Source organism: Nocardia sp. NPDC058497, assembly GCF_042720195.1.
Classification (GTDB): domain Bacteria; phylum Actinomycetota; class Actinomycetes; order Mycobacteriales; family Mycobacteriaceae; genus Nocardia.
Genome location: NZ_JBHXMY010000019.1, coordinates 1 through 13676, shown reverse-complemented (window position 1 = coordinate 13676; position 13676 = coordinate 1). Strand labels below are relative to the sequence as shown.

The 13676-nt window shown below is 68.1% G+C and carries 12 protein-coding genes and 1 pseudogene; 11 read left to right on the top strand and 2 right to left on the bottom strand.

Annotated elements, in window-relative coordinates:
* The 6 genes from ACFWPJ_RS02805 to ACFWPJ_RS02780 all read left to right on the top strand — a co-directional run.
* Positions 1-848 (top strand): acyl-CoA dehydrogenase family protein (locus ACFWPJ_RS02805; RefSeq protein WP_378846281.1); only part of this gene is annotated, 848 nt, incomplete at its 5' end.
* A 3-nt stretch (positions 849-851) separates the two neighbouring features.
* A complete protein-coding gene (locus ACFWPJ_RS02800) occupies positions 852-1637 on the top strand; it encodes an SDR family NAD(P)-dependent oxidoreductase (RefSeq protein WP_378846278.1) in 786 nt (261 codons plus the stop codon).
* Complete coding sequence (locus ACFWPJ_RS02795) at positions 1634-2377, top strand: SDR family oxidoreductase (protein WP_378846276.1); 744 nt, start codon at positions 1634-1636, stop codon at positions 2375-2377. The genes ACFWPJ_RS02800 and ACFWPJ_RS02795 overlap by 4 nt, the downstream gene beginning before the upstream one ends.
* The gene (locus tag ACFWPJ_RS02790) at positions 2374-3468 is read left to right on the top strand and encodes a phosphotransferase family protein (protein WP_378846273.1); all 1095 of its coding nucleotides are present in this window, start codon (positions 2374-2376) and stop codon (positions 3466-3468) included. Before ACFWPJ_RS02795 ends, ACFWPJ_RS02790 begins: the two co-directional genes overlap by 4 nt.
* Complete coding sequence (locus ACFWPJ_RS02785; RefSeq protein ID WP_378846271.1) at positions 3420-4154, top strand: histidine phosphatase family protein; 735 nt, start codon at positions 3420-3422, stop codon at positions 4152-4154. Before ACFWPJ_RS02790 ends, ACFWPJ_RS02785 begins: the two co-directional genes overlap by 49 nt.
* A 952-nt stretch (positions 4155-5106) precedes the next feature.
* Positions 5107-6003: a serine/threonine protein phosphatase gene (locus ACFWPJ_RS02780; RefSeq protein WP_378846268.1), complete on the top strand. Its 897-nt coding sequence runs from the start codon at positions 5107-5109 to the stop codon at positions 6001-6003.
* Here ACFWPJ_RS02780 and ACFWPJ_RS02775 read toward each other — a convergent pair.
* Positions 5988-6539, bottom strand: coding sequence for a dihydrofolate reductase family protein (locus ACFWPJ_RS02775; protein ID WP_378846266.1), 552 nt, complete (start codon positions 6537-6539; stop codon positions 5988-5990). The two genes, ACFWPJ_RS02780 and ACFWPJ_RS02775, sit on opposite strands and share 16 nt — an antisense overlap.
* A 124-nt stretch (positions 6540-6663) precedes the next feature.
* Here ACFWPJ_RS02775 and ACFWPJ_RS02770 point away from each other — a divergent pair, with 124 nt between their 5' ends.
* A complete protein-coding gene (locus ACFWPJ_RS02770) occupies positions 6664-7209 on the top strand; it encodes a nitroreductase/quinone reductase family protein (protein ID WP_378846263.1) in 546 nt (181 codons plus the stop codon).
* A gap of 30 nt (positions 7210-7239) precedes the next feature.
* Here ACFWPJ_RS02770 and ACFWPJ_RS02765 read toward each other — a convergent pair whose 3' ends face one another.
* Positions 7240-8193 carry an alpha/beta hydrolase gene (locus ACFWPJ_RS02765; protein WP_378846260.1) on the bottom strand — a complete coding sequence of 318 codons (954 nt, stop codon included), beginning with the start codon at positions 8191-8193 and terminating at the stop codon, positions 7240-7242.
* A 236-nt stretch (positions 8194-8429) separates the two neighbouring features.
* Between ACFWPJ_RS02765 and ACFWPJ_RS02760 the strand changes: the two genes are divergently transcribed.
* From ACFWPJ_RS02760 to ACFWPJ_RS02745, 4 genes and pseudogenes are all read left to right on the top strand, one after another.
* Positions 8430-9224, top strand: a complete 795-nt coding sequence (locus ACFWPJ_RS02760) for an alpha/beta fold hydrolase (RefSeq protein ID WP_378846258.1) — start codon at positions 8430-8432, stop codon at positions 9222-9224.
* A 49-nt stretch (positions 9225-9273) separates the two neighbouring features.
* Positions 9274-12585, top strand: a complete 3312-nt coding sequence (locus ACFWPJ_RS02755; RefSeq protein WP_378846254.1) for a protein kinase — start codon at positions 9274-9276, stop codon at positions 12583-12585.
* 204 nt (positions 12586-12789) lie between these two features.
* The gene (locus ACFWPJ_RS02750) at positions 12790-13239 is read left to right on the top strand and encodes a DUF4383 domain-containing protein (RefSeq protein ID WP_378846251.1); all 450 of its coding nucleotides are present in this window, start codon (positions 12790-12792) and stop codon (positions 13237-13239) included.
* A gap of 65 nt (positions 13240-13304) precedes the next feature.
* Positions 13305-13676 (top strand): annotated as a pseudogene (locus ACFWPJ_RS02745) (aminopeptidase N); the annotation flags it as partial.

Here is a 13676-nt window from a genome sequence, read left to right as displayed (position 1 = left end):
ACCGGGTGAGGGCGGGCACCTGGGTTGGGGCGTTCGGCTGGCCCCCACCCGACGTCGCGTCCTCCGACGCGACGAATATGGCGGCGACCGCCGTGCTCGACGGCGAGGACGTCGTGATCAACGGCCGCAAGTGGTGGACCACCGGGATCGGCCATCGCGACTGCGCCGTCATCATCTTCATGGGCCTCACCTATCCCGAGGCCGAGAAGCATCGTCGGCACACGATGGTGCTCGTCCCCGTCGACACTCCCGGAGTGCGGATCGAGCGGATGCTGCCCGCGATGGGCCGCTACGACGAGCCGTTCGGGCACGGCGAGGTGTCGTTCACCGATGTGCGCGTGCCCGCCGAGAACATCGTGCTCGGGCCGGGTCGCGCGTTCGAGATCGCGCAGGGCAGGCTCGGTCCCGGCCGCGTTCATCACTGCATGCGGCTGATCGGGCTGGCCGAGTCCGCGCTCGCGGCGGCGTGTGCCCGTGGGGTGGAGCGCACGGCGTTCGGCAGGCCGCTGGCCCGGCTGGGCGGCAACCGGGAGCGAATCGCCAAGGCGCGCATCGCGATCGACGCGGCCCGGCTGCTGGTGCTCAATGCGGCGTGGAAGCTCGACACCGTCGGCGCGTTCGGCGCGCTGAGCGAGATCAGCCAGATCAAGGCGCACGTGCCGATGATGGCGCAGGAAGTCATCGACTTCGCCATGCAGATCCACGGCGCTGCGGGGCTGTCCGATGATGTGCCGTTGTCGGCCGCGTGGACGACCGCGCGGGCAGTGCGGCTGGCCGACGGGCCCGACGAGGTGCATCTGGATGTCGTCGGCCGGCTCGAGCTCGCCAAATACACGCAGGGGCGGTGACCCATGGCCAGGGTTCTGATCACCGGTGGCGCGTCCGGTCTCGGTGCGGCACTGGCCCGGCGGTTCGCCGGGCGGGGTGACCGCGTCGTGGTCACCGATCTGGCCGAGGACGCTGTGGTCCCGGCGGGTGCGTCGTATCTCCGGCTGGACGTGACCTCCGAGAACGACTGGGTGCGGGCACGCACCACCGTGCAGGAGAGCTTGGGCGGGCTGGACATTCTCGTCAACAACGCGGGTATCGCCGCCGGTGGGCGGATCGACCGTGTCCCCCACGACGAGTGGGCACAGGTCATGAACATCAATGTCCTCGGTGTCGCCACCGGCTGCCGGACGTTCACGCCCATGTTCAAGGCGCAGCGCGCGGGTCATCTGGTCAACACGGCGTCACTGGCCGGGCTCGTGCATCCGCCTGCCATGGCGTCCTACTCGGCGGCCAAGGCTGCGGTCGTGGCGCTCAGCGAGAGCTTGCGCTACGAGCTCGCCCCGCACGGCATCGACGTCTCGGTGGTGTGCCCGTCGTTCTTCCGCACCAATCTGGCGGCGTCGCTGAGCGATGCCGATCCGCTGATGACCAAGGTCGCCCGGAGTCTGATCGACGGTGCGGCGCTGGATGCCGACGACATCGCGGCGGCCGCGCTGGCCGGGATCGACGCGCGCCGTTTCCTGGTGCTCACCGATACCGACGGGCGCCGGGCGTACTGGACGAAACGGCTGCTGCGCCCGCTCTACGACCGGCAGTTGATGGGTATGGGCCGCCGTACCGCGGACGACAAGGGGACTTCCCGATGAGCACCATCGTCATCACCGGCGCCAGTTCCGGACTCGGGGCGGAGATGGCGCGCCAATTCGCTGCTCGCGGTTACGATCTCGGGCTGTGTGCCAGGCGCGTGGATCGGCTCGATGCACTGCGCGCCGAACTCCTCGCCGCCCATCCTGGGATCGTCGTGCACACCGCGGCGCTCGATGTCACCGACGATGCCGCCGTGCAGACGGTGTTCGAGAAGTTCCGGGCCGAATTCGGCACGCTCGACCGGGTTGTCGTGAATGCGGGCATCGGCCATGGTGCCGCGCTGGGCACCGGCGGGCACGCGGCCAACCGGCGGACCGCGCTCACCAATTTCGTCGGGGCGCTGTCGCAGAGTGAGCACGCGCTGGCCGTGTTCCGGGCGCAGCGCCGGGGGCATCTGGTGCTCATCTCCTCGTTCTCCGCGGTGCGGGGCATGCGGCGGTCGATGACCACGTATGCCGCGAGCAAGGCCGGGGTGGCAGCGCTCGCCGAGGGGTTGCGTTCGGAACAGATTCCCGGCGTGGATATCTCGCTGATCTGTCCCGGCTACATCCGGTCGGAGATGACGGAGGCCCAGGCCGATCGCGCCAAGTTCATGGTCGACACCGAGACCGGTGTCAGGGCGATGGTGCGCGCGATCGAAGCGCGCAAGACCGTCGCGTATGTCCCGGCGTGGCCGTGGGTTCCGCTCTCGGTGGCGATGAAGGTGCTGCCCCTGTCCATCGTGAGGAAGCTGACATGACCCACTCCCCCACCGTCTCGGACGCACGGGATGTGCGTGCCGAGGACGCCTTCGACGTCGCGGCCTTGTCGGCGTGGCTCAGCGCCGAGCTGGACGAGGAGTCGCTCGCGGAGAACCCGCAGGTACGCCAATTCTCCGGTGGCGCTTCGAATCTGACCTATCTGTTGCAGTACCCGGACCGCGACCTCATCCTGCGCAGGCCACCCGGCGGGCACCGGGCCGACGGCGCGCACGACATGGCGCGCGAGTACCGCGTGCAGACCGCCCTCGGCCCGGTATTCGACTACGCACCGCCGACGGTGGCGCTGTGCGAGGACGACAGCGTGCTCGGCGCGCCCTTCTACCTGATGGAACGCCTCGACGGCCTCATCCCCCGCAAGGAACTCCCACCCGGGCTCGCCCTGACGACCCCGCAGGTACGCACGCTGTGCACCAATGTCCTCGACGTTCTGGTCGACCTGCACACCATCGATCCCGCTGCCGCAGGACTGGATTGGATGTCGAAGGGCCCCGGCTACGTCGCCCGGCAGGTCTCGGGCTGGTCCGACCGCTACCGCCGGGCCCGAACCCGCAATGTCGGATCCTTCGAACCCGTCATGACCTGGCTGGCCGCCAACCAGCCGCCCGACCGCGCAGCGGTGCTGATCCACAACGACTTCCGCTTCGACAACATCGTCCTGGACCGCGCCGACCCGACCCGCCCCATCGGCCTGCTCGACTGGGAGATGGCCACCATCGGCGACCCTCTGATGGATCTAGGCGGCGCCCTCGCCTACTGGGTCCAGGCCGACGACAACGCCGCCTTCACATTCTTCCGCCGCCAGCCCACCCACACCGCCGGCATGCTCACCCGCGACGAAGTGGTCGAATACTACTGCCGCCGAATAGAAACCGGCCTCACCGATCGCGAATGGTCCTTCTACGAGGTCTTCGGCCTGTTCCGCCTCGCCGTGATCTGCCAGCAGATCTACTACCGCTACCACCACCGCCAAACCACCAACCCCGCCTTCCGCTTCTTCGGCCTCGCCGTGATCCTCCTGGAATGGCGCTGCCGCGGGATCATCCGCAGAAACAAGGGGCTGGCACAGTAGGTGGCCCGATCGGGGAACGAGGAGGGGTCGTGCAGGACGTCTACGTGGTGAGCCACGGACACGCGGAACATACCCAACACAACCTTGTCGGCGGATGGTACGACTCGCACCTGACCCCACACGGGCGACGCGACGCACACCTGGTCGCCGAGGAGTTGCACCGCCGCCGCGATCCGCTCCGACCGATGCGCATCACCACGTCCGACCTCGCTCGCTGCACCGAAACCGCACAGATCATCGCCGCCACGCTCGATATCCCCGTCGACGCCACCCCGCGACTTCGGGAGATCAGCTTCGGTGCGGCCGAGGGCAAACCGAACGCCTGGCTGGCGCAGCGGCAGATTCCCGCACCCGACAACAACCGACTCGACCACCGCGGCCCCATTCCCGGCGACGAGACCCGACGCGAAGTCGCGACCCGGGTCGGGTCATGCCTGCGTGAGCTCATGGCCGACACCGTCCACGACCATGTCGTCGTCACCCACGGATACGCGTTGACGTTCGTCATCACCACCTGGATGCAGATCCATGTCAACGCAATCGGATTCGCGTCGTTCTCGACCACACCGGGCGCAATCACCCACCTGCGGCTCGACGACCATTGGCGCAACCGAACTCTGGTCAGCCTCGCCGACACCTCCCACCTGCACACCGCTCAGCCTGCCGAAGAAAAGACTCTCGAGTGACAGATCTGTGAGTCCGCAATCGCCGGCAAGGCGGTGGGCTCGATATCCAAGGGGTGCGGCGTAGGCCGCGGGTCACCGGGCGCGAGCACGGTTGCTCGTCAATAGCTTTGGGGTGTAACGTCGCCCACGAAAGAACGGCCCCCGGCAGCGCGCCAACGCTGACCGAGGGCCTGGGTACGAAACAGAGAAGAGCTGTTCGCACCGTAGGGGTCACCCTACCCGTATCGCCTCGGCGTGCTCCACCGCCGAGCGGTCGTCCTGACGCCAGGAGCGGTCTACGCTCCCGAGCGCGGACGCGAGCTGCCGTTTCGTTTCCCGGGCCCCCAGGTGGGCCGTTCCTTGGTCGTCACCGACGAGCCCGACCCGGGGAGCTCTCACCCACCAAAACCAGCCGTCTGCGAGTACCACTGTCGTACGCCTCGCACGTACGCACCGCGACGGTCCGGGGTGCACACCTACGTCACGGTCCAACCCTTGCCACGCGCCGATTCGACGCGGGGCCAGAAGTGTTGGCCGAGACGGTCTATCGGGGCATGGTGACCGGGAGTCCGGGGAAGGGGGCTACGACACCGGCACCCCTGGGTGCTCCGATCGGTCAAGACCGCGCCGCAGGCGTCCACTGAATGGCCCCGCTGCACGCCTTTTCGATTCGTCGTTCGAGCCGCGCAGTTACGCTCCGACAGATGGTTTCGCTTTTGCATGCCGCAGCCTTCGCCGTCGCCGCCTTGATCATCGGAGTCGGTGCGGGTATGGCGCTGAGCGGCACCAACTAGCCGGGGCCAACGAACCCGGACCGCCGCTGGGCACGAGTCAACCACCCGGTCGATGGCAGAATCGTGTGATGACAGCTGCCAGGAGCGTCCGCCATCAGAGGCTTTCGGCTTTCCTGGCTTCCCGCAGCGACTTCGAGCTCGCGGAGCTTGTGGATATGGGCCGGTCCAACGGTGTGGGAGTGGGTGGGGACTCCGCAGTCCTCGACGTCGACGGGGTGGCGGTGTTCGCCAAGCGCGTCCCGCTGACCGATCGGGAGCTCGCTCACCGGGGCTCGACCGCGAATCTGTTCGACCTGCCGGTGTTCTGCCAGTACGGCATCGGCGGCCCTGGATTCAACGCATGGCGCGAGCTGGCCGCGAATATCGTTGTCACCGACGGCGTTCTGGCCGGGGAGACACAGGCGTTCCCGATGCTCTACCACTGGCGGGTTCTGCCCGGCCGATCGCCGATCGTCGACGAGCACGCCGACATCGATGCGGTGGTTGCCGCTCAGGGCGGCTGCCCGGCCGTGCGTACCCGGCTCGAAGCGCTGGCCGCCGCATCGTCGAGCCTCATGTTGTTCTGCGAGTATATTCCGCACTCGATGGCGGAGTGGCTGCGCGAGGACCCGGCGGGCAAGGCCGCCGCCGTCGCGCAGCAGTTGTCGGAAATCGTTACGTTTCTGGCCGATCGGGAGCTGCTGCACATGGACGGGCACTTCGGCAATGTGCGCAGCGACGGGGAGCGGATCTATCTCAGCGACTTCGGGCTGGCTACCTCGCCGCGTTTCGACCTGTCGACCGCCGAGCGCGACTTCGCCGCACGTCACGCCACCCATGACGCCGACTACGCCGCCATGCGGCTGGTCAACTGGCTGGTGACCGATGTCTGCGGAATACCGACGCCGACCAGCGGCGGCCCGGTCGCCCGCAACGAATACGTAGTTCAGTGCGCCGCTGGTCGCATCCCAGACGAGGTGTCGCCGGATGTGGCCGCGATCCTCGCCCGGCACGCACCTGCCGCCGCGAAGATGAACGCCTTCTACTGGAAATTGTTCGGCGGTGACGTTCATGCGGAATATCAGTCGGCGACGTAGCGCAGCATCACCGCGGTGTCGAAGTGCCTCGTCTCGACCAATCGGAGGCCGATGCGCTGGTCCAGTGCGGGGAACATCGGGGTGCCGCCGCCGAGTATCACCGGAGAGACGAACAGCTGGTACTCGTCGATGAGGCCGTGTGGCATCAGTGAGGCCGCAAGGCTCGCGCCGCCGACCTCGATGAGGCCATCGCCGCCGGCCTTGAGCTTGCGGACCTCCTCGACCGCGTTCTCGCTGACCAGGGTGCTGTTCCAGTGGACCTCGGTGAGGGTCCGGGAGAAGACGACCTTGGGTTTCTCCGTCCAGAGTCTGCTGAACTCGCGCTCGATGGGCGACGCGGTCTCGGGCACGTGCGGCCAGTGTTCGGCCATCAACTCGTACAGCCGGCGGCCGTGCAGCGAGACCTCGATCGCGCTGTACCTGTCGTTGTGGAACTGGTGTAGCTCGTCGTCCGGGTCGGTCCAGTCGATGTTGCCGTCGCGGTCGTTGATGTAGCCGTCCAGGGACACGCCGATCCCGTAGCTCAGTCGCCTCATAACCGTGTAGACCTCCTGCGCGCTCGAAACTCATCGGTGATTGCCACACACACAAAACCCGCACGAACCGGCAGCAATTAAAAACGATTCTCTGTAGTAGTTCAATGCTGAGCGGGGGAACGCTATGAAGATCTTCGTCGCCGGTACCACCGGAACACACACTTTTCGTTCGAGTCCGGTCGACCCGACAAGCAGGCCGGGTTGGTTCGTCCGGGCCTACTCGGCCTTCGCCGCGGGCCGCCTGCCGCGACTCATCTCTCGACACATCGCGTGGAAGCTGGATCCGCTGCTCCTGCGCCTTTCGCGCGGCCGCCTCGCGACGACGTTGGTCTTCCCGACCGCGGTGCTGGAGACCGAGGGAGCGAGAACGAAAGCCCGGCGACGCCACGCCATCATCTATTTCATGGACGGCGATCACTTCGTCATCGTGGCGTCCAACGCGGGCAGCGCAATCAACCCCGGTTGGTACTACAACCTTCTTGCCAATCCCGATGTTGTCTTCGGCGGGGCACCGATGCGGGCTACCGAGATAGAGGACGAGGCTGAGCGCCAACGACTCTGGACCATCGCCGACCGGGTCTTCCCGGCCTACATCCCCTACCGCCAGGAGGCGGGCCGAGCGGGCCGAACCGTCCCGATCATCCGGCTCAGCCCACGCGACACGCGCTGATGGGATCAGACCGACAGCGGCCCGACGGAATCAGTGCAGCGCCGCGCGCAGGGTGTCCTGCGCCAGCTTGATGGCGGCGTTCGCCGCCTGGGTCGAGCGCATCGCGTTGATCATCACGAAGTCGTGGATGATCCCGCCGAAGCGCACCTGCGTCACCGGCACACCCGCCGCACGGAGCTTGGCCGCGTAGGCTTCGCCCTCGTCACGCAGCACGTCGGCTTCACCGGTGATCACCAATGCCGGTGGCAGACCACGCAATTGGTCGACGGAAGCACGCAGCGGGGCGGCGTAGTTCTCCTCGCGCTGCGCGTCGTTCTCGGTGTACTGGTCCCAGAACCACTTCATGCCCTCGCGGGCGAGGAAGTAGTGCTCGGCGAACTGGCGATAGGACTGGGTATCGAAATCGGCGTCCGTCACCGGATAGAACAGGACCTGCTGCGAGATGTGAATATCGCCGCGATCTTTGGCCATCAAGGTGAGGACAGCGGTCATATTGCCGCCCACCGAGTCACCCACCGCCGCGAAACGGGAAGCGTCCAGGCCCTTTTCGGCGCCGTGCGCGACAACCCATTGCGCGGCCGCGTAGTTCTGTTCGATCGCGGTCGGATACTTCGCCTCGGGAGACAGGTCGTATTCGGGGAATACGACAGCCGCGTCGGCGCCGACCGCCAGTTCACGAACCAACCGGTCGTGGGTGTGCGCATTACCGAAAACCCACCCGGCGCCGTGGATATAGAAGATGACCGGAAGGGTGCCGGTGGACCCGGCGGGTTTGACGATGCGGACCTTCACCGAACCGGTCGGCCCACCCTCGACGGTGATCCACTCCTCGTCGATCGCGGGTTTATCCTCGTCGCTCGCCTGGACTTCGTCGACCACCTTGCGCCCTTCGGCGGGCGGCATCTGGAACAGGAACGGCGGGGCATCGGTGGCATTCGCGAACTCCGCCGCCTCGGGCTCCAGGACCGGCTTGATTTCCGTCATCGCGCTCTCCTTCGCTCTTTCGGCTCGGAACCGATTCGGGACGGCAATTGCGACGCTGATGCGAATATAAGCGGTGCCAACACTCAGTCGGGTGTAATGCTTGCGAGCATCGTCACCGACCAACTCGACACAGGAGACCGAGACCCGCTGCCAGATGTTTTCGCCGCTTACATTAGCCTTGGTATTGCCCACGGTCAATGAACGCCAGGCACCGAGTCAGCATCGAAGGAGCACCAGTGACCAGGTCGAGCTACCCACCGGCGGATTCGCCCATCGTCTTGATCGCACCCGCCATGGCGATCGGCTCCCGTTTCTACGCCCCGCTCGTCGCGGCGTTCAGCGATCGTGGATGGAGCGCTCGTGCGCTGCCGCGTCGCGGATTCGAGAAGGGAGAGGCCCCGGCCTCTCGTGGCAACGACTGGTCCTATCAAGACGAGATTGATGGCATCGCGCAGGCTGTCGCCGAAGCCCGCGCGCAGACACCCGACCGGCCGGTCATCGTTCTCGGCCACAGCCTCGGTGCTCAGCTCGCCGCGGGTCATGAGCTCACCCACCCCCGCGCCGACGGTCTGGTCACGGTCGGCGGTTCGCTGCCCTACCACCGGCACTTCCCGAACTTCGGCCTGCCGGTCGCCGTCATGGCCCTGCTCGTGCCCCTACTGACTTCCGTTTTCGGCCATCTACCCAAGCCGGCGTTCGGTGCGCCTGGGGCGCGCACGATGATGCGCGAATGGGCCAAGATGGTGTTGACCGGCCGCACGCCGTACCCCGCACCGGAAGCGATCGCCACTCCGGCCCTGGTGATATCGCTCGAGGACGATACCCTCTCACCCCGCCGCTCTATCGACGCCTTCGCGCGTGATCTCTTCGCCCCGGGGCAGGTCACGCGGTGGGACTACCGCAGCGCCGATGTCCCCGCCGGCGCGAGCAACGACCACATCCGCTGGGTCAGGAATCCCGGCCCCGTGGTCGACCGCGTCCTCGCCTGGTGGCAGGAGGTGTACCTGCCCGCGGAGTTATATCCTCGGTAGTGGCGATCGCAGCAGCGCACCGCCGGGGGCGTGACCGAATCGAGCCGACATGGCCGACATCCAACCGACACAGCGCAGCTCCGCTTCGGGCATCGTGGCGGAGCTGGCCGCCGAGGGCTTCGAAGAGGCCGAGGAGATCGGCCGCGGTGGTTTCGGCGTCGTGTATCGCTGCACACAGCCCGATCTGGATCGCGTGGTCGCGGTGAAGGTGCTGACCGCCGAGCTCGATCCCGACGGACTGCAACGGTTCGTGCGGGAGCAGCAGGCGATGGGCAGGCTCTCCGGTCATCCGAATATCGTCGCGGTCTTCCAGGCGGGCACCACGCGCGGCGGGCACCCCTATCTGGTGATGCCGTATCACGCGCGCGGCTCGCTCGAGCAGCGCATCCACACCGTCGGCCCGCTCGACTGGGCGGCGATTCTGCGGCTCGGTGTGAAGATGGCGGGCGCGCTCGAGACCGCGCATCGGTCGGGCATCCTGCATCGTGATGTGAAACCGTCGAACATCCTGCTCAGCGACTACAACGAACCGGAGCTCACCGATTTCGGGATCGCCAGGATCCAGGGCGGGTTCCGCACGACGACCGGCATCGTCACCGGCTCTCCCGCCTTCGCCGCGCCGGAGGTGCTGCGTGGTGCGCCCGCGACCGTCGCCGCCGACGTGTACGGCCTGGGCGCCACCCTGTTCTGCGCGCTCACCGGGCATGTCGCCTACGAGCGGCGGGTCGGTGAGCAGGTGCTGTCGCAGTTCCTGCGGGTGTCCGCGCAGCCGAGGCCCGATCTCACCGAACAGGATGTGCCCGACGAGGTGCGTGCCGTCATCGAGCACACGATGGCCCCCGAACCCGGTGATCGGCCGGAGAGCGCCGCGGCGCTCGGCGCGGAACTTGTTGCGGCCCAGCGCAGTACCGGCGCACCGGTCGACGTGCTGCGCGTCCCGAGCACCCAGCGTCCGGCCGCGGCCCCCCTGCCGCCCCCACCACGGCCGCACGAGCGGACCACCGCCCCACCGACGCCCGCCACGAAGTACCGTCCGCCGACGCCCGCCAGGGCAACCCTCCCCAGGAAACGGCTGCTCGAGCACCTGCGCACGAGCGAACGCACCCGGCTCACCGTCATCCACGCCCCCAGCGGATTCGGCAAGACCACGCTGGCCGCGCAGTGGCGCGACGAGCTGGTCGAGCACGGCGCCGCGGTGGCGTGGCTGACCGTCGACGAGGACGACGACAATGTCGCCTGGTTCCTCACCCACCTCGTCGAAGCGATCCGGCCCACCGTCCCGGTACTCGCCGAGGACCTCGACCGGCTCCTGGATGCCGACCCCGACGACCCGACCCGCGCCGTGCTCACCGCGCTCGTCGACGGATTGCACACCGGCGATCAGCGCGTGACCTTGGTGCTCGACGACTGGCAGCGGGTCTCCAGCCCCGCGTCGGTGGCGGCGGTCCGGTTCCTGCTCGAGCACGGCTGCCACCATCTGCCGCTGGTCGTCACGAGCACCACCCGGCTCGCGCTCCCGCTGAGCAGGTTGCGTATCCACGGTGAGCTCACCGAGATCGACGCCGCCACTTTGCGTTTCGATCCCGACGAGGTGCGGGCCTTCCTCGCCGAAGCGGGCGGTGTGCATATGACCGCCGACGAGATCGCCGCGCTCGCCCACGCCACCGACGGCTGGGTCGCGGCGCTACAGCTGACCGTGCTGTCGCTGCGGGCGGGCGAGGATCCGGCGCACCTGCTCGACAGCCTCGCCGTCCACCCCGACATCGGCGATTTCCTCGCCGAGAACGTGCTCGACGGGCTCGATCCGGACACCCTCGACTTCCTCATGACGACCTCGATCTGCGAGCGCATCTGCGGCGGCCTCGCCACCGCGCTGACCGGGCGCGCCGATGCCGCCGACCTGCTCGCCGACATCGCCGACCGCGGTCTGTTCCTGCTGCCCGACGGCCCGGACCGGAACTGGTATCACTATCACCAGTTGTTCGCCGGATACCTGTGCCGCAGGCTGTCTCAGGATCGGCCTGCGGATATCGCGCCGCTGCGCCTGCGGGCGGCGGACTGGTTCGCCCATCATCATCTGCTCAACGAGGCGGTCGAGCACGCGCTCGCCGCGGACGATCCGGATCGGGCGGCCGATCTCGTCGAACAGGGCGCGGGCTACCTGCTGGAACGGTCGAGAATAGTGATGCTGCAAGGCATCCTGGCCAAACTGCCCGCCGGTGTGTGCCGGGCCAGGCCTCGCATTCAGCTGTTCGGCGTCTGGGTCGACCTGGTCCTGCGCAGGCCCGCGGCCACCACGGCCTCCCTCGCCCGATTCGAGACCGCGCTGGCCGCGGCCGCGCCCGCCGAACCCGAACGCACCGAGCTGCGCGCCGAGGCCGACGTCGCGATCAGCGTCCGCGAGATGTTCGCCGACCGGGTGTCGGATCTGGACGGCCTGATCGGTGAGGCGCTGGCGCAGCCCGATGCCTTCACGCCGCGGATCCCGGGCATCGCGGCCAATATCGCCACCTACGCGGCGATCCAGCGCTTCGACTTCGCCGAGGCGCGGCGGTGGCAGCTGTGGGCGGCGCCCTATCACGAGGCGACCGGCCCGTTCCTGTCCGTCTACGGGCGCTGCTTCGCCGGGCTGGCGGCCAGGGAACAGCTCGACATCACGGGCGCGGAGGACCTGTTCACCGGCGCGCTCGACACCGCGTGCGACACGATGGGTCCCGCCGCCCACGCGACCCGCCTCGCCTGCGCCCTGCTCGGTGAATTGCGGTACGAGACAGGTGATCTCGACGCCGCCGGGGATCTGCTGGCCCAGAGCAGGGAGCTGACCGACGAGGGCGGTGGCGGTGTCGACTTCATGCTGGCGACCTACGCCGTCGGCGCGCGGGTGCGCACGCTGCGCGGCGATCGCGACGGCGCGCGCGAACTCCTCGACGAGGGGACCGCGCACGCCGAACGCCTGGACCTGCCCCGTCTGGCCGCTCGGATGCACAACGAACGCGTGCGGCTCGGCTTCGGACTGGATCCCGGCCTGACCGCGGCGATCCTGCGACCGCGCCGGATCCGTGCCGACAACGGCATCGTCACCGCCGTGGACGAGCTCGACGAGGATTCCGCGATCCGGCTGCTGCTGGCCGAGCCCGGCGCCGATCGGCACCGGCTCGCGATCGACCGTGCCGAAATCCTGCTCGCCGGCATCGATCCCGAGCGCAGGCCGATGGCCGCGATGCGCGCGGGGTTCCTGCTCGGGAGCGCGCTGCGGCAGGTAGGCCGCACGGACGAGGCGGAGGGCATCCTCACACCGTTGGTACGGCGGTGCGATCGGCTCGGCCTGATCCGCCTGCCCACCGACGCGACGGCGACCTAGATGTCGTCCGCGAAGCGGGAGGGTCAGGGATGACCAATTCGATCAGGGCGAGGGCCACCTCCCGACCTCGCAGTCCGCGAGCCGGTGCGGGATGGATCCGCAGTACTGAGTCCGGTTTGCCCCGGCGCCGACCGGGCACGCGCATGGTGTCCGAATGGTGCGAGTCGCCGTGCGGCCCGCCCACCGCAATGAAAGGACAACGCCATGTCCACTCCCGTCGGTAACACGATGGCCGCGCGGACGCCGATTCAGCTCGCCGCCCTGGCCGTGGGTGCGGCTTTCCTGCTGGGGGGCGTCCTCGGATTCATTCCCGGCGTCACCACCGACTACAGCAGTCTCGAATGGGCGGGCCACCAGTCCCATGCCCAGTTGCTCGGCCTCTTCAGGGTGTCGGTGCTACACAACGTCGTGCACCTGGCCTTCGGCGTCGCCGGTGTGCTCGCCGCGGTCGGTGCGGCTCACTCACGGACGTATCTGATCGGCGGCGGGCTGATCTATCTGGTCCTGTTGGTGTACGGCCTACTCGTCGACCATAACAGCGACGCCAATTTCGTACCGCTCAATACCGCCGACAACTGGCTGCACCTCGGCCTCGGTCTCGGCATGATCGCCCTCGGCGTGATTCTGTCCCGCGGGGTGCGTATGGCCCGATAGTGCGCGCACAGCCCCGCCGGCGCGACCGTACCGCGGCGGGCTGCCGCGGCTGGCAGGATCGAGCCGTGCCTACCGCGAACCTGACCCGTTCCGAGACCGCCGCGCGATCAGCGGCGGTCACCGTCCACGACTACCGCGTCGAACTCGACCTCTCGGGCGCCCGAGATCAGGATCGGGCCGGGTTCGCCACCACGACGACCGTCACCTTCGACGCCACCACCGCCCAGACGTGGCTCGACTTCCTCGGGCTCGCCGTCGAGTCGGTGACGGTGAACGGGCAGCAGGTCGACGTCGAGTACGACGGCGCCCGCCTCACGCTCGGCGGCCTGTCGGCGACGAACGTGGTCGTCGTGCGGGCCACCGGCGAGTACAGCCGCTCGGGCGAGGGCCTGCACCGGTTCCTCGATCCGGTCGACAGCGCGACCTACCTCTACACC